General features: G+C 68.6%; 16 protein-coding genes. 4 read left to right on the top strand and 12 right to left on the bottom strand.

Going from position 1 to position 17951, the window contains the following annotated elements; genetic code table 11:
* Positions 1–12 precede the first annotated feature (12 nt).
* The 4 genes from ACIRQ7_RS05875 to ACIRQ7_RS05860 form a co-directional block, all read right to left on the bottom strand.
* Positions 13–1812 carry a DNA/RNA non-specific endonuclease gene (locus ACIRQ7_RS05875; RefSeq protein ID WP_404260200.1) on the bottom strand — a complete coding sequence of 600 codons (1800 nt, stop codon included), beginning with the start codon at positions 1810–1812 and terminating at the stop codon, positions 13–15.
* Positions 1809–2453 carry a sensor domain-containing protein gene (locus ACIRQ7_RS05870; RefSeq protein ID WP_404260199.1) on the bottom strand — a complete coding sequence of 215 codons (645 nt, stop codon included), beginning with the start codon at positions 2451–2453 and terminating at the stop codon, positions 1809–1811. The genes ACIRQ7_RS05875 and ACIRQ7_RS05870 overlap by 4 nt, the downstream gene beginning before the upstream one ends.
* A gap of 1113 nt (positions 2454–3566) precedes the next feature.
* Positions 3567–3737, bottom strand: coding sequence for a hypothetical protein (locus ACIRQ7_RS05865; RefSeq protein WP_404260197.1), 171 nt, complete (start codon positions 3735–3737; stop codon positions 3567–3569).
* 37 nt (positions 3738–3774) lie between these two features.
* Positions 3775–4131 (bottom strand): PRC-barrel domain-containing protein, encoded by a 357-nt coding sequence (locus ACIRQ7_RS05860; protein ID WP_404260196.1) that lies wholly within the window; start codon positions 4129–4131, stop codon positions 3775–3777.
* A 156-nt stretch (positions 4132–4287) separates the two neighbouring features.
* Between ACIRQ7_RS05860 and ACIRQ7_RS05855 the strand changes: the two genes are divergently transcribed.
* Positions 4288–5124 carry a ribonuclease BN gene (locus ACIRQ7_RS05855; protein WP_404260195.1) on the top strand — a complete coding sequence of 279 codons (837 nt, stop codon included), beginning with the start codon at positions 4288–4290 and terminating at the stop codon, positions 5122–5124.
* A gap of 497 nt (positions 5125–5621) precedes the next feature.
* Here ACIRQ7_RS05855 and ACIRQ7_RS05850 read toward each other — a convergent pair whose 3' ends face one another.
* The 6 genes from ACIRQ7_RS05850 to ACIRQ7_RS05825 form a co-directional block, all read right to left on the bottom strand.
* Entirely contained in the window at positions 5622–6344 is a 723-nt protein-coding gene (locus tag ACIRQ7_RS05850) for a glycosyltransferase (protein ID WP_404260194.1), read from the bottom strand.
* Positions 6341–6958, bottom strand: a complete 618-nt coding sequence (locus ACIRQ7_RS05845) for an SAM-dependent methyltransferase (protein ID WP_404260193.1) — start codon at positions 6956–6958, stop codon at positions 6341–6343. Before ACIRQ7_RS05845 ends, ACIRQ7_RS05850 begins: the two co-directional genes overlap by 4 nt.
* Positions 6955–7719: a PIG-L deacetylase family protein gene (locus ACIRQ7_RS05840; RefSeq protein ID WP_404260192.1), complete on the bottom strand. Its 765-nt coding sequence runs from the start codon at positions 7717–7719 to the stop codon at positions 6955–6957. Before ACIRQ7_RS05840 ends, ACIRQ7_RS05845 begins: the two co-directional genes overlap by 4 nt.
* Positions 7716–8762: an acyl-CoA dehydrogenase gene (locus tag ACIRQ7_RS05835; RefSeq protein ID WP_404260191.1), complete on the bottom strand. Its 1047-nt coding sequence runs from the start codon at positions 8760–8762 to the stop codon at positions 7716–7718. Before ACIRQ7_RS05835 ends, ACIRQ7_RS05840 begins: the two co-directional genes overlap by 4 nt.
* Before the next feature lie 747 nt (positions 8763–9509).
* Complete coding sequence (locus ACIRQ7_RS05830; protein WP_404260189.1) at positions 9510–10727, bottom strand: phosphatidylserine/phosphatidylglycerophosphate/cardiolipin synthase family protein; 1218 nt, start codon at positions 10725–10727, stop codon at positions 9510–9512.
* Positions 10728–11077: 350 nt separating this feature from the next.
* The gene (locus ACIRQ7_RS05825; RefSeq protein ID WP_404260187.1) at positions 11078–11206 is read right to left on the bottom strand and encodes an LPFR motif small protein; all 129 of its coding nucleotides are present in this window, start codon (positions 11204–11206) and stop codon (positions 11078–11080) included.
* Positions 11207–11453: 247 nt separating this feature from the next.
* Here ACIRQ7_RS05825 and ACIRQ7_RS05820 point away from each other — a divergent pair, with 247 nt between their 5' ends.
* Positions 11454–11624 (top strand): hydrophobic protein, encoded by a 171-nt coding sequence (locus ACIRQ7_RS05820; RefSeq protein WP_403677551.1) that lies wholly within the window; start codon positions 11454–11456, stop codon positions 11622–11624.
* An 815-nt stretch (positions 11625–12439) separates the two neighbouring features.
* On the opposite strand, the gene ACIRQ7_RS05815 is transcribed toward ACIRQ7_RS05820, so the two are convergent.
* Positions 12440–12733, bottom strand: a complete 294-nt coding sequence (locus ACIRQ7_RS05815) for a DUF1330 domain-containing protein (RefSeq protein ID WP_404260186.1) — start codon at positions 12731–12733, stop codon at positions 12440–12442.
* A 552-nt stretch (positions 12734–13285) separates the two neighbouring features.
* Here ACIRQ7_RS05815 and ACIRQ7_RS05810 point away from each other — a divergent pair.
* The gene (locus tag ACIRQ7_RS05810; protein ID WP_404260185.1) at positions 13286–14194 is read left to right on the top strand and encodes a zinc-binding dehydrogenase; all 909 of its coding nucleotides are present in this window, start codon (positions 13286–13288) and stop codon (positions 14192–14194) included.
* A gap of 70 nt (positions 14195–14264) precedes the next feature.
* Positions 14265–15182, top strand: coding sequence for a cupin domain-containing protein (locus tag ACIRQ7_RS05805; RefSeq protein WP_404260184.1), 918 nt, complete (start codon positions 14265–14267; stop codon positions 15180–15182).
* A gap of 343 nt (positions 15183–15525) precedes the next feature.
* On the opposite strand, the gene ACIRQ7_RS05800 is transcribed toward ACIRQ7_RS05805, so the two are convergent.
* The gene (locus tag ACIRQ7_RS05800; RefSeq protein WP_404260183.1) at positions 15526–17151 is read right to left on the bottom strand and encodes an adenosine deaminase; all 1626 of its coding nucleotides are present in this window, start codon (positions 17149–17151) and stop codon (positions 15526–15528) included.
* Positions 17152–17951 lie beyond the last annotated feature (800 nt).

Below are 17951 nucleotides of genomic sequence, written 5' to 3'. Positions count from 1 at the left end.
TCCCTTCTGTGGTCAGGGCGTTGACCCGGTCGGGGTGGGCGCGTCGTCCTTGGTCTGCGTCCCGATGTTCTCCCCGGTGATGAGGGTGTTCGGGATGCGGGGTAGTGAGAGGACGAGACCCGCCCTGCCATCAGGATAGGAGCCGTACACCGACAGGATGAATCCGCTGGGCACGGTCCTCGGTCCGTCGTAGACGGCTGTCACGGCGTACCGGACGTCCTGGCCCGACATGACCGCGTCGTACACCTGCTTCTCGACGCTATACATGTGGTCGTCGCCTTGGCCGGAGCCCCGCTGCTTGGCGTTGGCGCCGCGGGAGCACGTGGCCAGGTTCCTGCGGTCCGTTCCCGATCCGCTCAGCTTGTTGCCGAGCAGATGACAGTTGTTGATGTTGGTCTTCGCACGCAGGCCCTTACCCTTGGCGAAGTCCTGCGCCCACCGGTATCCGGCGGGCAGAACGCTGCCGGTCGGCGTACCCCTGTGGGAGTTCAGGTACTCCTTGGTCAGGCACGCGGCCACGCCCTGGGCGCGGTTGCCGTGGGCGCCGTCCGTGTCCTGGTATGCGACATAGCCCGCCCCGCAGCCCTGCCTCGGGGAGGACGACGGTGTGCCTGTGTCTGGCCCCGACGGTGTCGAGACCGCCTCGACGGACGTCACCTCGTCGATGACGATCCGGGTGTGGGTGCGGCCGACGTCGGCCTGGGCCTGGCCACTGCGCGCGATGGCCTTGTCGAAGGCCGTCTGCCGCGGAGAGACGGAAGTCCCGGGCGTCTTGACCCTTAGGGCCTTGTAGTGTCCATTGGGTTTGCGGGCCAGGCCGTCGTAGGTGCCGACCGGGCTGCCGAGCTGCGCCGCCTGTGAGGCGGGCAGCCCCCTGACAGCGGCGGGGGACAGATATGCCGTGCCCGGGATCATGTCGACAGTGGTGCCCGTCTGCTTCTCATAGGCCTTCAGGGCTGCGACCTGCGGTTGCCTGGAGGGGCTGTCAGCCAGGCCGGCTTCCTGGCTCTGCGTCTGGTCGAGGTACTCCGGCGGGGCGGCAGCGTCACCGCCCTGGTCCATCGTCGCCGCAGGGTCCGGCGGATTGTCGGCGAGGCGCTGAATGGCCTGAGCCATCTGCTGGAGCAACTGCTGTCCCAGGGACTGTAGTTGCTGTTCCTTGCTCCGGAGCGCATCGGCCTTCGTGTCGTGTGTCGAGGAGGCGGCGGAGAGCTGGGACTTCTTCGAGCGGAGATTGCCCTCCTGTTCCCGGAGCTGATTCTGCTCGCTCTGCAGGCTGCTCTTCGCGCCCTGGAGCTGGGACTGCTCGGCCCTCAGAGCGCTGGCCTCGGCATCGTATGCGCTGGCTGCGGCGGCCTGCTGGGGCATCCGGAAGGTGTGCGGCTTGCTGTTGTGGGCGCTGGTCTTCGCATTCAGGGCGGCCACGCGCGAGTTGAGGTTGCTGGTCTTCTGGTTCACGGCAGTGGTCTTGGAGTTCAATGCCGTGGTGGCGGTGCGCAGGGCGGCGGCGTCCTTGGTGATCCGCTCCGCCTCGGCCACCAGCTCCTTCGCCTGCCGCGCTATCTCCGCTTCCTGGCGGTTGAAATCGTCGACCTTCCGCGCGAGGGCGGCGGAGACGGCCGTGAGGTCTCCGGGCGGCGCCAGGGGCGAGACGGTGCCCGGCTGCGCCGGCGCCCCCGCAGTGCTGGTGGCCGCGCTTGCCGGTGCTCCCGTGCCGGCTATCGGCACCAAGAGCGCGACCAGCACCAAGAGGATGACGCGCCGCACCATGCGCCGGCGGGAAGCGGCCGCCTGGAGCGGGTTCGAGGTCATCGGCTCACCTTCCTGGCGAGCTTGCCGGCGAGCTTCGAGGCGGCCGGCAGGCCGTCACCGGCCTGGCAGACCGCGACCTGGACGAGGCTCGTGCCGCTCACCCGTGCCTGGTGGGAGCAGGCCCAGTTCGCGCTGCCGCCCTGCGCCGCCGTCCACGTCAGGGCGGCCTGGCCGGCGGGCTGTGCCCGGTACGTCCACTTCGCGGTGCGGCCGGCCTGATCGGTGCGCGTGGAGGACGAGCACGCGTTCAGACCTTCGGTGAGGGTCGAGAAGGCCGCCTCGGCCCTCTTGCTGTCCGGGAACACGCCGATCACCTGGTTCACGGTGTACGCACCCGTGGCCCCCGCGTCCTTGTAGGCCGCCGACACGAACGCGGTCCATGCCTGCCCGTAGACCGACTGGGTCGTCGGACCCGCCGCGACGGCGCAGGCCGACGGCGACACGGTCAACGGGGCGTGAGGCCGGTTCGACTGGGCGCCGGCGACCACCGTCGTCCCGGCCACCCGGCTGACACTGTCAGGACTGAGAAGGTCCGCTTCGACCGTCCCCGCGGCGATGTGCGGCGGTCCGCTTGCCGGCTGCTGCGGCCAGAGCCACCACCCGATGCCGGCCAGGACGAGGCAGGGCACCACCGCGGCCACGAGCAGCTGCCAGTGGCGCGGCAGCCGCGCGATGCCGCGCCCACTCGCCGTTTGCGAAGGAACAGGCTGCGGAGCAGGTTGCCACGGCGACGCGACCAGACCGGTTGCCGGACGCGGCCGCTTCAACCGCAGTGAGCGGAGCAGTCCGCCCCGCCGTTGCGTCTCGGAGCCAGCCGCGGCTCTGCCCGGCCCCGGTGGTGTCGAACTCCCTTCACCCAGCGGCCCGGCAGGGGGAGGGACGGCGCCAGGGGGGCCGCCCCCGTCCAGGTCCGCAGTCGACGGGTTGACGTATTCGGCGTCTTTGCCCACCCTGATCTCCCCCATGGCTCAGGTAGCGTTCTGCACGAAAGTTGCTCCATACAGTCACGCATTCAATGCGGCAGAGCAAGGCCCTCCCATTCGATTTGAGGACTTTCTGAGCCTCCCACTGAAACCGCCAACTCCCAGCCATTCATTGGCAGTTCGCAATCCACTTGCATCGTGCTGATCAAGTCGAGGCATCGAAGCAAGGACCAGACACCGGGCACATGTGACCGAACGTCACGCCGGGACGGTCCGCACCGTCAGGCGCTCACGGCGATGCGATCGAACGACGCGTATCCGGCCCTGCGCCGCAGGCCCGAGTGCGGGGCGGGTCCGGGCATTCTCCGCTCCTCGCCGATGTGGATCGGGCATAATCGGCCCGCCTCATCGTGCCGAATGCGTGCACCGGCTCGTCGGCGGCCAGGACGCGCAGGCCGGCACGCGCCGGGCCTGCGGGGTGCCACCCCACTTACCGGGGGGCGGTCGGCGTCGGCAGTGGGCATTTCCTCCCGGCGGCATCTGTCGTCCGGGCTTCAGCGGCGGTTGCGGAGGAAGGTCTGGAGGGGTCGGGGCGTCGTCCGTTTTCGTTGGAACGTTGACGGCGGGATCGTAGCGCTGGGCTGGTGGGCGACGGTTGCCATCGCCGACTTCAGCAGATTGCGACCGCCACCGAGAGGGGCTTCACCCCCACGCCACCCGCCGCAGCTTCTGGAGTCCGGCCGCGCGCGGGGGTCAGAAGCTGCGGCCCGTGACCTGGGGCTTCGCGACGCCACAGAATGATCATGCAGCAGACACCGCCCAGCGTCGGCGTTACCGGGTGGGGCGGCGTCCGGAGCGCCGCGACCATCGCACGACGATGAGGGCCAGAGAGGCCACAAGGACCACTATGCCGATGATCAGCAGGTAGCCCAGCCCCTCCACTACCACGCCGACGAGACCCAGCACGACGGCGGCCAGAACGAGAAACAGGAAGAGAGCCATGGGACGCGCACCCCTCCTTCGGGCTGAGCGCGGACGGTCAGCGGCGCGCGAGCTGTCTCTCACCGCCTGCGCCGGGCCGGTAGGTCATGTCGTAGTGCTGGAAGATGGCTTCCTCAGCCTCGGCGGGCAGGATGTCGTCCATGCCGACTGAGGGCGCCTTCTTCACCAGCGCCTTGGCGTAGGAGACCTTGACGTAGTCCGGCCCGAGGATCGCCTCATCGAGCGGCACGAAGGCCAGCTGGTGGCGGGTGGGCAGCCCGGTGCGGACCGTGGCCATGGCCGGCTCGTCGGTGGTGGTGTCCACGTAGATCGCTTCGAGCACGCCGATCTTGTGGCCCTTTGGATCGACGACGCTGTAGTTGCGCCACTCACGGATATCGGCTGCATGGATCATCGCTGCCCTCCTGAGCCGTCGCCCCGGCGGTGCGAGCCGTCGCGCGGAGAGCCGCACCCGGCCGGACTCCGGTAGTCCCTGCCCATCCAGAGTATCCGGGAACCTCCGCCTCGCGCCCTCCCGCGGTGCCGGGTCCGGCTGTGGTACTCGACAGTCATGCCGAACAAGCCCTCCTCCGCTGCTGCGAGCCGTACCTCCCTGCTCGGCAGGCTGCGCCACGTAGTCAGCCGCTCGCCGGTCGGGCGGGGATGGCGGCGGAGCCTTGATGTCGAACTGGGGCAGCGTGCTCTGGGCTTCGCCGCGGTCGGATTCCTCACGCTGGTGCCTTTGTTGATCATTGTCTCCTCGGGCGATCCCGAGCACGGGCGGGGGTTCGCGCAGTGGCTGGGGGAGGGGCTCGGGGTGTCGACCACTGCCAGGGAACGGGTGGAGCAGTTGTTCACCGGCCCCGGCCAGGCCCTTCGGACCACCACTGCGTTCGGTATTGCTGCGCTCGCCGTGTTCGGCCTGGCCTTCGGGGCGGCGGTGCAGACCGGCTACGAGAGGGTCTGGGATCTGCCGCCTGCTCGTTGGTGGGCCAGGTGGCGGCATGCGGTGTGGCTGGGTGTCCTGACCGGATATCTCTTCGTCTCCGCCACCACCACACTGCGGCGCGAACCGCTCGCGGGCGGATTCGTCGCGTCGCTGAGCGCCGTGCTGTTCCTCTGGTGGTCCCAGCGTCTGCTGCTCGGGGGGCGGATCCGCTGGCGGGCCCTGCTTCCCGGCGCCGTGGCCACCGTGCTCGGGCTGCTCGGCCTGCGGATTTTCTCCCGCCTCGTCTTCTCGCCGTTGATCGCGTCCAGTGCAGTCACCTATGGTGCCGTCGGCACCGTCCTGGTCATCCAGTCCTGGTTGGTCGGAGTGGGGGTCGTGGTCTTCGGTGGTGCGCTGGCGGGCCGGCTCCTGCACGAGGAGCTCCCCCGCATCGCCCACGCATGGAAACGGCGCAGGTGAACTGCGGCCCCGTACCTGACAGACGCCGCGCCCTCGCTCGCTTGGGCGCATGGGGCGGATTTCGGCAGGGGATTTCCCCGTTGGCCGGGCGGGCTTCTTCGCCCCCATCCTTGCCGTACTCGTTCAGGTCAAGACGTGAACGAGCACGGCTGCGCGCCCCGGGCCAGACGTCCGGGTACCAGGTCGACGCCGATGACGGTGCCCGTACACAGTGGTGCCGGCCCGCGCGACGGTCCCACGGCACGGTGCCTTGACGAGCGCCGCGGGCCCGCCGCCCCACCAGGTGAGTTCGGCCGTCGTCAGGGCCAGGTCGTGCAGCTGTCGGCTCTACGGAACACCTCGTGAGGTATCGGCTTATGGCGGTCAAGCCACCGGGCCGGGCCGGCGGACTCTGCACGCACCGCAGCCGACGGACCGGCGCCGTTGGAAAGGGCCATGGTGGCTTTGAAGCTCCGTTGGTGAGGAGGTGTTGAGCTTGCTCCGGAGAATTCTCGGGTTCACTGCGTCACTTCTTCCTCGGCTGCCAATTGGGCCAGGTGCTCGCCGAAGCCGCCGACGGCCCGGGGGCGCAACCGGCTTGAGGTCTCTACCGGGCATTCCGGAGTGCGCAGCACCCGGTGGCCATTCCGTTCGAGTGCGCTGACAAGAGCATGGTCCTCGCCTACGGGAAGGTGAGCGAACCCACCGACTTCCCTGTAGGCCGTGGCTGCTACTCCGAGGTTGGCGCCGTGGACGTGAGGGTGGCGCCACAGCACACCACTCGTGGGCCGCGAGGCGTTGTAGAGCTGGTGATGACGGTCTGCGAGCTGGGGGATCGGCGGCCACCGGGTCACGGTAACCGTGCCGATCACCGCCTCCCAGCCGGCGCGTGCCTGGTCGAGTTGGAAGGCCAGCCAGTTGGGCGGGACGACACTGTCGGCGTCGGTGGAGGCAATCCAGGTTGCGGTGGTGGACGTTTCCAACGCTGCCAAGGCGTGCTGCGCGGCGGCGGCGCGGGCCTTACCGGGGTTCTGGGCCCCCAGGTGGAGCACCCTCGCCCCCGCCTCACTGGCCACCTTCGCCGTATCGTCGACGCAGGCATCGGCCGCCACGACCGTCAGTACGTGCAGTTCCGCCAGCGCCGGATGCCGCGCGGCCGCTTCCACCGCGGCGAGCGCCCGCGGAAGGAGATCCTCTTCGTTGTGCGCGGGGATGAGCACCGCTATCGCTTCCGGATTCATACCAGCCCCTCTCTCTCCGCCGCCGATTCAGGCCGGCGCCCGTCCGGGCCGAGGCGGCCAAAGGTCTGTAGGACGAAGTCACTCTCGCGGTGGTCGGCTGTCAGCATGAGACCGGGGACTTCCGCGAGGATCTCGGCGAGTTCGGTCCCGGTGGCCAGGTGTTCGGTCACCGGGTGGTTCCAGTGAACGGTGACGAGGGTGCCGCCGGGTTCCAGGGCGTTGACCGCGCTGCGCATCAGAACGTCCAGTGCGGCGGCGTCGAAGTAGTAGAGCAGCTCGGACAGGACGACGAGATCGAAGGTTCCCTGCGGCCACTCTTCAGGAAGGGTGCGCTGCTCGACCCTCACGTGGGAGTGGCCGGCGGTACGGTGCGCCGCTGTGGCGGCGGCGGATGCGACGCGGTCGCACGCGAGGAGCATGTCGCACCGTTGGGCGAGCCGCGAGGTCAGTTCTCCTACGGAGCAGGCCGGTTCGAAAGCGCGGCGGTAACGCGGCTGGGGGAGGGCGGCGAGGGTGAGGTCGTATTTGCGGCGCTCGTACCAGCGGTCGGCCAGGTGCCATGGGTCGGGGGAGCGCTGGTACATCGTCTCGAAATAGGAGGCGGGGGTGCTCAACGGAAGACCACCTCCGCGGCCCGCAGGTGGTGTGCGATTTCTTCCGGTGGCAGGATCGCGGCGTCGCCCGGTGCGGGGCCCAGCGGGCTGATCTGGCTGGTGAAGCGGCTGATTGCGGAGGCCTTTCGGGCCAGAGTGGTGGGTGGCAGGACGATGCGGGCGGCCTCGGCCCAGGGCACCCGGGCATCGTCCGGACGCGCCCAGTGCCACATCCAGACGGGGTAGTGCAGGCAGGGAACCCCGACCGCGGTCGAGGCGGTGAGCGCAGCGCGGCCGGCGGCCTCGTGGTCGGCGTGGATGTCGCCCGTCCAGGGTGCGGCGCAGAGGGCCGCCCCCGCCATCACATCGGCGAGTGCGGTGACGACGTGGTCTTCGTATGCGGCGACTTCGGTATCCGGCAGGTGGACCCGGATGATCTGCGCTTCGCCCGCACCCAACTCGTCCAGCGCGGCGCGTGTTTCCTTGGCGCGTATGCGCGCGAGAGACTCCGGGGTCTCCACCCGGCTGTGGGGGTGGGAGCGCTCTCCATCGGTCACACTGACGACCGTGAGGTCCACCCCCGCGGCTGCCAGCAGGCTGATGGACCCGCCGAACCCCAGCACTTCGTCATCCGGGTGGGCCGCGACCACGACGGCACGTCCCGTGGTGGGCAGCGTGTACTCCGGCAGAGCGTCCCAGCCGGCCCAGGCCCGCCACTCGCTCTCGTCGGTTCCACGGGCCTGGATCGGGTCGGCGGCAGGCTCCGGGACTCCTGTCGTCATCGGACGCCCTCCGGGCGGGCGACGAGCCCACCGAGCTCTGCGAGGTTGTGCTCGGCGTGATGCTGGCGAAGGTAGACACCAAGGTCGGCGACGTTGCGCGCATGGCGCAGGTCGTGGCAAAGGGGCCCAGCGCCCGTGGCCCGGCCCACGTGGGACAGCGTCGCGCTGCACACCTCTTCGATGAAGGCGCGCACACGAAGACTGCGCAGCCTGGCCGCTCCGCTGCTGTCGAGCGGATCCTGGTCGATCTCGGCTGCCGCCTGATCCAGAAGCGCGCCCGCCGCGTGGAGCTGTATGTCGACAGCGCCGAGGTGGGCGTCGGTGTGCGGGTCCGGCCCGCGCCGTGCCGCGGTCCGCAGGGGCTCGGTGACCGCGAGTGCTCCGCCGTACCAGCAGGCTGCCACGCCGATACCGCCGTGCTGGAAGCCGGGGCGTTGTACGTATGCCTCCACCCCTCCTACGGGCGTGGCGGGCAGGTCCGTGATGCGCACGTCGGGGGTGTCGCTTCCAGCCATACCGATGGCTTGCCAGCTTCCTTGCACGGGGTGGCAGCCGGGGCCGTCCGTGCTGATCGCGAACAGCCGGCGGCCGTCTTCGGCGTTGGCGGTGACCAGGGCATGGGTGCAGCTGTGGGCGCCGGAGCAGTACTGCTTGACGCCCTCCAGACGCCAGCCGGCTTCGGTGCGGGTCGCGGTGACACTTTCGCCGGGCGGTTCCGCTGCCCATACCCCCCATCGCTCCGCAGGGCCGGGTGCGGGGCCTGCGAGCTCCGCGAGGATGGCGATGGCGTCGGTATGCCCTTCGACGAGTCGGGCCAGGCAGAGGTCTCTTTGGGCGACGGACCGAAGGGCGGCAAACCGTTGCGATGTACGCCCGGAGCCCGGCAACGGGAAGTCCAGCGCTCCGGAGGCGATCTCCGAGACCACTGCGGAGAACCGTTGAGCGGTCTCCCTCCGGGCGGCCCCGGGCCTGAGGCCGGAGTCCTCGTCCAGGTCAGAGCGCCATTCAAGATCGGCCGCCGGCGGGGAGCTGACGTCACGCATGACGACGACTCTTCCCGCTCAACGCAGGGTTCGCGTGCGACCCTCCTGTGACTTCCGGCGCGCTGAGGGCCCTCCACCAGAGCCGGCGGGGTGTTCGGTGCATTTCGGTCTCCTGTGCGCTGGAGGTGGCAGTTGCCGTGCCGCACCCGTCGTCACTTCACCGTGGCCGCGCGAGGTCGCGGGGAATGGCCGAGCCTGCTGTCAGGCACGGCCTGCTCTCGTACGGTGATGCGTGACATGGAGTTGGTCCGCTGCCTCCGGACGCCCTTCCCGCCCCGATACACGCGCCCCACCAGCGGCTCCGCAGCGCGCTGTCCCTACACGGGCCTCGGAGGGCTCGGCCGCCCCGACGAAGCCGCGCGCGACGGCAGCGGAGCTGAAGCCTTTCGTGTGCGGTGTGGCAGGAGAGGCGTCCTCGGCATCACCGCGCACCCGGCGGCCGCCCTTCGTGGACGGCGGATGAACGACGAAGCGGTCTCGGGGCTCGGGCATGCCCTCAGCCTGCCGAGTCCCGGCACCTGCCGCGCGCGGCGTAGGCCCAGTCAGGGGATATCGCCCCGCCCGTGCCATCGGGCGTACGGCGCCCTCGTCATCGAGGCCACCCGCCTCATGGAGGAATTCCAGTACACCTGCGACCTACTCCACCACGGCGACCGGTACGTCACTCGGCGCAGCACGAGAAACCGCGGAAGGGCCACTTTCGGCCCGTAGACGCAGGTCGGCGGTGCCCTTCAGGAAGGTGGCGGCCTACAGGAACCGGCGGATGGGCCGGACTGCTGCTTCTCTCGCACGTTGCGCGACAGAGCGGCCCTTCCAGCGGGTTCCGTCGATCGGTTCGCTCCTTGCCAGGTCTTCTTCGAAGTGCTGGTCCAACGTTGCGGTGAACCGTTCGTCCAGGACCGCGAGCATGACCTCTTCGTCATGGTCGAGGGAGCGGCGGTTGAAGTTCGTCGAGCCGATCAGGGCGGCGACCCGGTCGACCGTGATGATCTTGGCGTGCATCATGGTCGGCTGGTACTGGTGGATCGTGATGCCGCAGGCCGCCAGCTCTTCGTAGTGGTGCTGGCCGACGAGCTGGGAGACGCGCTTGTCCGTGTGAGGGCCCGGCAGCAGGATCTCCACTTCCACCCCGCGGCGTGCCGTCGCGCACAGCAGCTCGATGAAGTAGGGGTCCGGTGAGAAGTACGCCGTGGTCAGCCGCACACGTTCCTGGGCGGACGCCAGCATGACGCGGATCAGGGTCTGCATGTCCTGCCAGCCGAAGCTCGCTGACCCCCGCACCACCTGCACGACCGCGTCGCCCTGCGGGCGGTGCTCGATGAAGCGGTCCCGTTCATCGAACAGTTCGTCATGGCACTCCGCCCAGTTCTGCGCGAACGCCGCGGCGAGGCCGTCGACGGCCGGTCCGCGCACCTGGACGTGTGTGTCTCGCCACTCGTTCTCGTTGCGGGCGTTGCCACACCATTCCTCAGCGATGCCCACGCCACCGGTGAACGCTGTTCCCTCGTCCACGACGAGGACCTTTCGGTGACAGCGGTGGTTCTGTTTGAAAGGCGAGAGGTACAGAGGCTTACGGAACCAGGCAACCTGGACCCCCGCCCGTTCCATCGACTCCAGCTGATCCTTCTCGATCAGCCTGCTGCCGAAGCCGTCCAGCAGCAGCCGCACCCGTACGCCCGACCGCGCCCGCTCGGACAGGGCTGCGGCGAACCGGCGGGCTATGTCGCCCCGCCAGTACACGAACGTCATCATGTCCACGGTGTGTTCTGCGGCAGCGATTCCCCCCAGCATCGCCGCGAAGATCTCATCCCCGTTACGGAGCGGAACGAGCGAATTTCCTTCAGTGGCCGCAATGCCGATCAGCCGCTCAAGTCGGCGTCGTATTCGTTGAGTTCGCTCCGCGATGTTCGGCATCACCTGCTCATCCGGCAGAGGAGTCTGCTGCCGGTCCTGTGTGCTGCTCATTCCGCCACCGTCCGAATAGTGAAGTGGCAGAGTCGCGAAATTGCGGGAGGTGCCTGCCGAAAATGGTGACTGTACAGGCCGCCTGACCGAGAGAGCGGTCCGGGCTGCTGCAGCCATCCGATCACCCTGCTTGGCCGGCCGTCGCAGCCGGGTATCCGGAACATCTGCGATCAAGGGGCAGCGCCGTGTCTTCGGCCCCTACCACCTGCGCATGCCGATCGCTGGAGGACGGGCGATCCCGTCCTCCAGCGATCGGCATGTCGCAGCCCCCGATCCCGGAGAGCCGGCTCGGGGGCTGCGATGTCCCAGGGCGCCTCAATGGTCAGCCGTCACCGGTGCCGGGACGGCTGTCAGTGACGGCCGTGGGCGCTGTCGGCAGCGCCGCCGAAGAGGCGGGCGACGGCTTTGAAGGGAAGTGTGATGACGGTGGCGATGGCGCCGCCGATGGCCCTGAGGACGTCTGCTATTGCGGTGAGCACGGGTGGCCTCCTACGTGTGTGCCGGTGGCGGCTATGAGTTGCCGCTCAGCGGCCGTGCAGTGTGGGGTGCCCGATGACCGGCCGAGAAAACGGAAAGGCCCCCGAAAGTATTCTCCCAGGTTTCTCGGTAGTAGCACGCTGAGAATGGAAAATTATGCTCGTACCCCGTGCCTCGGGAAGAAAACCAGGCGGTTTTTCGAGTGCGAGCGTCCGACAGGGGCATGCGGTTGATCGGAGGTTGATACATATGGTTCCCCTGCTTCTCGTTCTGCTCCTCGCCCTGCTTCTCTTCGGTGCCGGCTTCGCGCTGAAGGCGCTGTGGATCGTGGCCGTAATCGTACTCGCCGTGTGGCTGCTGGGCTTCGTCCTGCGTTCCGCGGGCGCCGGCGGTAGGCGGGGACGGTGGTATCGCTGGTAGACGCGTCCCTGGTGACGCCCGGTAAGTGATCATTGGGCGCGGCAACAGAATCTGTTGCCGCGCCCAATTTTGCATTTCTTGAGCATCATCCGGCTGCTACGGGCGAGAAGCTAAGGGTGGACCGGGGAGTTCTCGCCACGAACGGGAACCGTTCAACCTCCTCCAGGCGAGCTCCCCGGCCTCACCCGGAGGTCTTCTCGACCTCGCGCCGATTCTCCCTGCGTCTGGCGCACGCCAGAGCTCATGGAGAGACCGCCAGGGCAACGAGTCACCGAAAGCCCGAGCCTTTTGCGATCCGTCGGTCGTCACGCCGGATCATATGCGTGCTGTTTCCCGATTTCCGGAGAAGGCCCGCACCGCCGCACATCTCCTTACCAGGGGAGCCGAGCAGCGAGGGGATCCGCGATGACGACCATCGACGTCGAGACGACCGAACCGTCGGACTTACCCGCGCAGTCGGGACCGCTGAATCAGGCGAGCACGGCGGATCAGACAGTCGGCCCCACCGCGCTGGCCGACTTCGTCCGGCAAGCGATGGCCGAACTCCCGGCGATCGCCGGCGCGGACCGCGCGACCGCACACCGCTATTACCCACATCGGCCGCTGGGACCTCGTCGAACGCACCCCCGCCTCCATCGAGGCCGACGTTCGTGCCGCCGTGCCGCCGCGCCGCCGCGCCGCCTGGAACCGTCGCCGGACCGGACATCACCGCCGATGCCACTGGCCTGACGCTGTTCGCGACGGTGCGGCGCGCTGACGAGCCGGGGTGACCCCCGCTGTCGGCTTCGTGTTCGTCGCCGACGCAGCCTCGATCGTCAGTCGAGGCCTTCGATGATGCGGAAGTCGCGCTCGACGCCGTCAGCAAGTGCGGCCAGTGCCTCCTGGTAGGCCGCACTCGCGCGTGCGGCGACCGCCTGTTCGAAGCTGTCGAACTCGATCAGGATGGTGCGTTCGGCGATTCCGGCGTCGTGTGCGACGACCCGGCTGCCGCGGGAGAGCAGCCGCCCGCCCGCGGCCTTGACGGCTGGACCAGCCAGTTTGTCGTAGGCAGCAAGCCTCTCAGGGTCTGCGATGGTGCGGTAGACGCTGACCCAGTAGCCCTTGGCCACGGTACCTCCTGTGTTCGGAATTGATGATCAGAAGCATGCTCGGATCCATGGCCGGCGCGCTGTGGGTCAGTGAGCCGACGGAGGGGGGATCATCGCCGTCCCCTCGCGGTCATTGACGTTCCGTCGCTGCTGGAGGCGCCGGCCGAACGCGCGGCTGCCCGCGCGCAGCGCCACCTCGATGCTCCTGGCCCGCTCGCTCCTGCCACATCTCCGTCCCTCCCAGGAGCGGAACGCCCGCCCCGGCGTCGACGCGGTTGCCGGGCAAGTCGCCCAGCTCGCCCCCGCCGCCCGACGGAAGCGCTGGTGCCTCAAGACCATCACATTGCCGGCGGGTCTGTGCCCGTCACAGCGTCATCCACCGGACGGGTGCAGGGCTCGACGCGCCGCGAGTCGCACTGACACAGATCGTCAACTGATTGATTCTCACGGGTCTGGTCGCTGTCCCGGTCCTGCGTAGGGTTTCAAGAAGACGGCAGTGCGGCATTTGCGCACTCGATCTGCCGCAGCGCCGAGTGTTCAGGCGCACCCACGAGAGAAGGAAACACACCCCTTATGCGCGCCCTTGTGGTCGATCACAGTGAGGCCGGACCCGTCCGGTTCGCCGATGTCGATGAGCCCGTACCGTCCGCCGGTGAGGCGTTGGTGGAGATACGGCACATCGGTCTCAACTTCGGAGAGCTGAATTACGTGGACCAGTGGCCGGTCGGCGCGGTGCACGGTCACGACGCGGCCGGCGTCGTGGTGCGCGCCGCATCCGACGGCTCGGGGCCGCCCGAAGGCACGCGCGTCGCAGTGGGAATGGCTCCCCACGCGTGGGCGGAGCGGGTGGCAGTCAGCCCCGCCTCGCTCGGCACCGTCCCCGAGGGCGTGGACCTGGCCGACGCCGCCGCGCTGGGGATCGCCGGAGTCACCCCATTCCGGGTGCTGCGCAAGCGTTCCCTGCTGGCGCGCAGCGTTCTGATCACCGGCGCCAGCGGGGGCGTGGGGCACTTCGCCGTCCAGCTGGCGGCGCTGGCGGGCGCCCGGGTGACGGCACTCGTCGGTTCGCCGGAGCGGGCCGCCGGACTCCGTGAACTCGGCGCCGACAAGGTCCTGACCGACCTGGCCGAGACCGGGGACCGGTTCGACCTCGTCCTGGACACGGTCGGCGGACCAGTGGTGGCCCAGGCATGGAGTTCCCTCGCCGAGGGCGGCACCATCCACCTGGTCGGTTACTCCTCGGGGCAGGAAACCACGTTCCCGTCAGGGACCTTGTTCGGCTTCGGCGAACCCCGCAGCATCACCACCTACGGCGACATGACGCCGACCGGCGGGGAGTTGACGGACCTGCTGGGCCTGATGGCCGCCGGGAGGCTCGCGGCACCGGTCGGACTGCGAGGCGACTGGCAGGACGTGGACGACGCCGTCCAGGCGCTGTTCGCGCGGAAGGTGCACGGAAAGGCCGTTCTTGACGTGGCCTGACGCTGTGGACGAGGACACATGCGCCTCGCCCGCCGGTGGGCGGTTCGCCGTGGTGGACGAGAATGGACCCATGGATGTGCTGGCGGAGGTCTTGCGTGTTTCGGGTGCGCGTGGGGCGCTCGGGGTCATGCTGAAGGCCGGAGGAACCTGGGGCCTGCGGCTGGACTCCTCTCCAGGAGCGGCACTGCACGTGGTGTCCCGCGGCACCATGTGGCTCCACGTCCCCGGCGAGAAACCCCTTCAGGTGCAGGCCGGAGACGCCGTCCTGGTGTCGCCGGGCACCGCACACGGGATAGCCGGCGGCGCGAGCGGGACGATGGGTTCCTGCGACCGTGAGGCGGCGGCCCGGTCCTTTGGCGATGGCCGGGCCCTGCGTCTGGGCTCGGCGCCGGTGCAGACGGAAGTGATCGTGCTGCACTACGAGCAGGACCCGGAGGTGCGCACACCGGTGCTTACCTCCCTCGCTCGGCCGATGCACGTCACAGCCCGGGAGAACGCGCAGCTCAGAAGGACCGTCGAGCTTCTCGCTGCGGAGCTCGCGCAGCCGCAGATCGGCACCACCGCCGTCATCAACAGCATCGTCGACCTCCTGCTCGTCCAGTTCGTACGCGCCTGGCTGGCCCGCCACCCGCAGGAACAGTCCGGCTCATGGCTGGGAGCAATGCGTGATCCGGTCGTGCGCGATGCTCTGGCATGTGTCCACGCCCAACCGGAACACCCCTGGACCACGGAGACCCTGGCCGCTGCGACGAGCGTCTCCCGGGCGACGCTGTCCAGGCACTTCCGGAACGCCCTCGGACAGACGCCGGGCGCGTACGTGACGCAGTGGCGCATCGACCTGGCGTCCGTCCGGCTCCGCGATACCGATGAGCCGGTCGAGTCCATCTCCGGCGCGGTCGGATACGGCTCTCCGCACGCTTTCAGCCGTGCCTTCAGACGTGCCCGAGGCACGGCCCCTGGCGAGTACCGTTCTCGACTTCGCAAGTGATCCGGCCTCGGGACTGGTGTGCCCGCATGGTGAGGTGTCGCGTATTCCTCGTTGAGGCCGTGCCCGGTGTCACCGTGTGTGGTAGCCGGAGGCGTATCGGCTCCAGGTTCAGCGGCACGACGTGCCACGTGGTGGTGCCCATCACCCGCGTCCGGTAGGGCGTGTTACAGAGCGCGGGCGCGCGACCTGTCACTGGGCTGAGAATGGCAGCGGAAGGCGTTGACGCCACCGATCGTGTGCCCCTTTGCCGGCGTCGTGGGCCATGTTCTTGGTTTTTGCGGGCGTACTGGAATGATCTCGGGTCTTTCCGCCGCGGCGGAAAGCAACCCATGATTTGCGCGGGCTACCAGCAGTGCTTGAGGACGCGCCGCTCAAAGTTCCGGAAGGAAGCTTCGAGTTCCCACTCCTGCTGGGCCTTCGGGCTGGAGTCCAGCAGCGCCTGGCAGCGGGCGCCCGGATCGCCGGCTCCGGGTTGCTGCCCGGAGCACCGCGCCACGGGAATGTACCTCCGTTTCGGGGTCTTGCCGTTCCACAGACTCTTGCCCGGCAGGAAGGCCTTCTCCAGCGACGTCCGGGCGATGCCCTTCAGCTCCGGGTACGACAGTCCGTAGGTCGTCGAGGCCCGCTCGTACTCGCGGGAGATGTCGGTGTGCGAGATGCCCGGGTCGTCGGTGGAGAGCGTCACCGGAACGCCTGCCGTGCGGTAAGCCTGGAAGGGGTGGTCTTTACCGGAGACCTGGAGGATCTGCTCGTTGCTGGTGAGGTTCGCCTCCAGGGCGACGCCGCGCTTCGCCATGGTGTGCAGCAGCTTCTTTGGCAGGTCCTCTTGCTTCAGGTCGACGCCGTGTCCGATGCGCTCCGCGTGGCCGAGGCGCACCGCCTCGTTGATGTGGAAGGCGAGGTCCTTGGGCTCGACGAGTTCGGGGGTCAATTCGCCCGCGTGCAGGGCGATATGGGCGTCCGGATACTTTCTGTGCAGGAAGCCCAGCATGCGCATGTGCAAGCGGTAGTTGCTCAGTGCGTTCTTGTCGTCCTCGGGCTGTACGAGATTGATGCCGACGAACCGCCTGTCCTTCTCCGCGAGCGCCATGCCGAGCTCCAGTTGCGTGAACACATCTGCGGGTGCCAACGCGCGCAACGCGTGAGAGATGAAACGGGTCTCGACCGTGCAACCGGGCTGTGCGGAGGTGGTGCCACACTGCGCGGCCCTGCGGAAGTCGCGATCGGTGTTGTCGGCCTCCGCGCGAGCCGCGTTCACCAAACGGTCGAGCTTGCCGCCCGCGGTGAGGCGCTCGTGCATGACTGCCAGGTCCTTGTCGTAGCCGACCTGCTTCGCCAGCTTCGCGGCCTGCGGGAACGCGGGGCTGATCATCGTCTCCAGGTACTGCTGGTGGTTCCTGGCAGCCGAGTTGGCCACGTCGGCTTGAAGCTTCCCGTTGAAGTCACTGGTGGTGACCGCCATGAATTTGTCGAAGGTCGCGAAGAAATGGTCGTGCCCCGCCCGGCTCGGCTTGTTCTGCGGGAAGTCCTTCATCGACCAGGCCCGCGTCAGCTTCTCCTGGAAGGCGGAATCAGTGCGCACGTCGGAGGCCGGGCGGCTGCCGTCCTTGCAAGGGCCGTGCACGGCAGTTGAGCTGCCCTCCTCGATGCACATGCCGTTCTGCACGGCGAGGTCGATGAGGAGCCGTGTGGAGGCGGCGCCGGAAAGGTGGTTGTGCAGGTCGGCGCCCTTGGGCATGGCGCGCATGAATTCCCGCAGCTGGTGCGGGTCGCTGCGTATGTGCTCCAGGTGCGCAGCGACCTGCTGTTCTCTGGCGATGGTGCTGCGCTCGGAGTCGGGCGCCGGCTTCGCGGCGTCGGCCGAGGCGAGCGGCAGGGTAACCGCAGAGGCGACGAGGACGACGCCCGCGCCCACTATCGATGCGCGTAGACCCTTGAGCGGCCTGCGCCGCACGTAATTTTGGCTCATGGAGACGATATTTTCGGTGCCCGGAAGATATTTTTCAATCCTGCCGTCCCGCCCGCTCTCCGCCGCGGGCGTCGTCGTGACGGCGGAACACCTCCAGCGGCCACCTGGTCCGATGGCGCTCTCCCCTTAGCCGAGGCACTGCACGCGCGCACGCACCGGCTTGGAAGGCGCCTGGCTGTCGTCACGAATTCGAACGGTGGATGCCGGCCACGTCACAGCCGAAGGCGCCGCCCTCGATGAGGATGAGCAGGCCGATCGTGACCAGGACCGGGGGCAGCAGGATGTGACCTCAGCGTCCCAGGGCCTTGGCGATGACCGGACAGCTGGCAAAGAACCCGTCCGCGAAGCGTCACACCGCCACGAGCACGAGGAACAAGCGCAAGGATCACGATCTCGTCGATGCTGGGGACGGCGAACAACCCGGCCCCTGCCCGATGATGTCCAGATTCACGAGTAGTCGCACTTCCGGTGTGGGTGGCCCAGAGATGCTGCCGGGGCCCCTACCGAACCCCTCGCGGGGCCGAGGCCCACCTGGCAATCCAAACGACAGACGCTACCTGCTGTAGGGCTCGCCGACGACCTGGGCCGTGATGCAGTGAACAGGCGGGAGCGCACCGGTGTTCTCACTCCCTCCCGCATCACCGACGAGAGCGAGTGGCGCGTCCTGCTCCAAGCCCTCTTGGACTCCAACGGGCTCAGTCACCGCCGACCCGCTCAGCAGGTACCCGGCTACTCCCATGTCCCATACGGGCGGTCCTGCGACAAGCACGCGAATTCGCGGATTCCCGGATGCGGTCACA

The organism is Streptomyces sp. NPDC101393 (genome assembly GCF_044767385.1).
Classification (GTDB): Bacteria; Actinomycetota; Actinomycetes; order Streptomycetales; family Streptomycetaceae; genus Streptomyces.
Note: the sequence above shows the minus strand (reverse complement) of the source record. Positions and strands in the feature narration are given on the sequence as shown.

Coding starts and splice junctions, on each gene's coding strand:
- ACIRQ7_RS05810 (WP_404260185.1), top strand. CDS start 13,286: ATGCGCGCCCTTGTGGTCGATCACAGTGAGGCCGGACCCGTCCGGTTC.
- ACIRQ7_RS05865 (WP_404260197.1), bottom strand. CDS start 3,737: ATGGCTCTCTTCCTGTTTCTCGTTCTGGCCGCCGTCGTGCTGGGTCTC.
- ACIRQ7_RS05860 (WP_404260196.1), bottom strand. CDS start 4,131: ATGATCCATGCAGCCGATATCCGTGAGTGGCGCAACTACAGCGTCGTC.
- ACIRQ7_RS05805 (WP_404260184.1), top strand. CDS start 14,265: ATGGATGTGCTGGCGGAGGTCTTGCGTGTTTCGGGTGCGCGTGGGGCG.
- ACIRQ7_RS05855 (WP_404260195.1), top strand. CDS start 4,288: ATGCCGAACAAGCCCTCCTCCGCTGCTGCGAGCCGTACCTCCCTGCTC.
- ACIRQ7_RS05820 (WP_403677551.1), top strand. CDS start 11,454: ATGGTTCCCCTGCTTCTCGTTCTGCTCCTCGCCCTGCTTCTCTTCGGT.
- ACIRQ7_RS05835 (WP_404260191.1), bottom strand. CDS start 8,762: ATGCGTGACGTCAGCTCCCCGCCGGCGGCCGATCTTGAATGGCGCTCT.
- ACIRQ7_RS05875 (WP_404260200.1), bottom strand. CDS start 1,812: ATGACCTCGAACCCGCTCCAGGCGGCCGCTTCCCGCCGGCGCATGGTG.
- ACIRQ7_RS05800 (WP_404260183.1), bottom strand. CDS start 17,151: ATGAGCCAAAATTACGTGCGGCGCAGGCCGCTCAAGGGTCTACGCGCA.
- ACIRQ7_RS05840 (WP_404260192.1), bottom strand. CDS start 7,719: ATGACGACAGGAGTCCCGGAGCCTGCCGCCGACCCGATCCAGGCCCGT.
- ACIRQ7_RS05850 (WP_404260194.1), bottom strand. CDS start 6,344: ATGAATCCGGAAGCGATAGCGGTGCTCATCCCCGCGCACAACGAAGAG.
- ACIRQ7_RS05830 (WP_404260189.1), bottom strand. CDS start 10,727: ATGAGCAGCACACAGGACCGGCAGCAGACTCCTCTGCCGGATGAGCAG.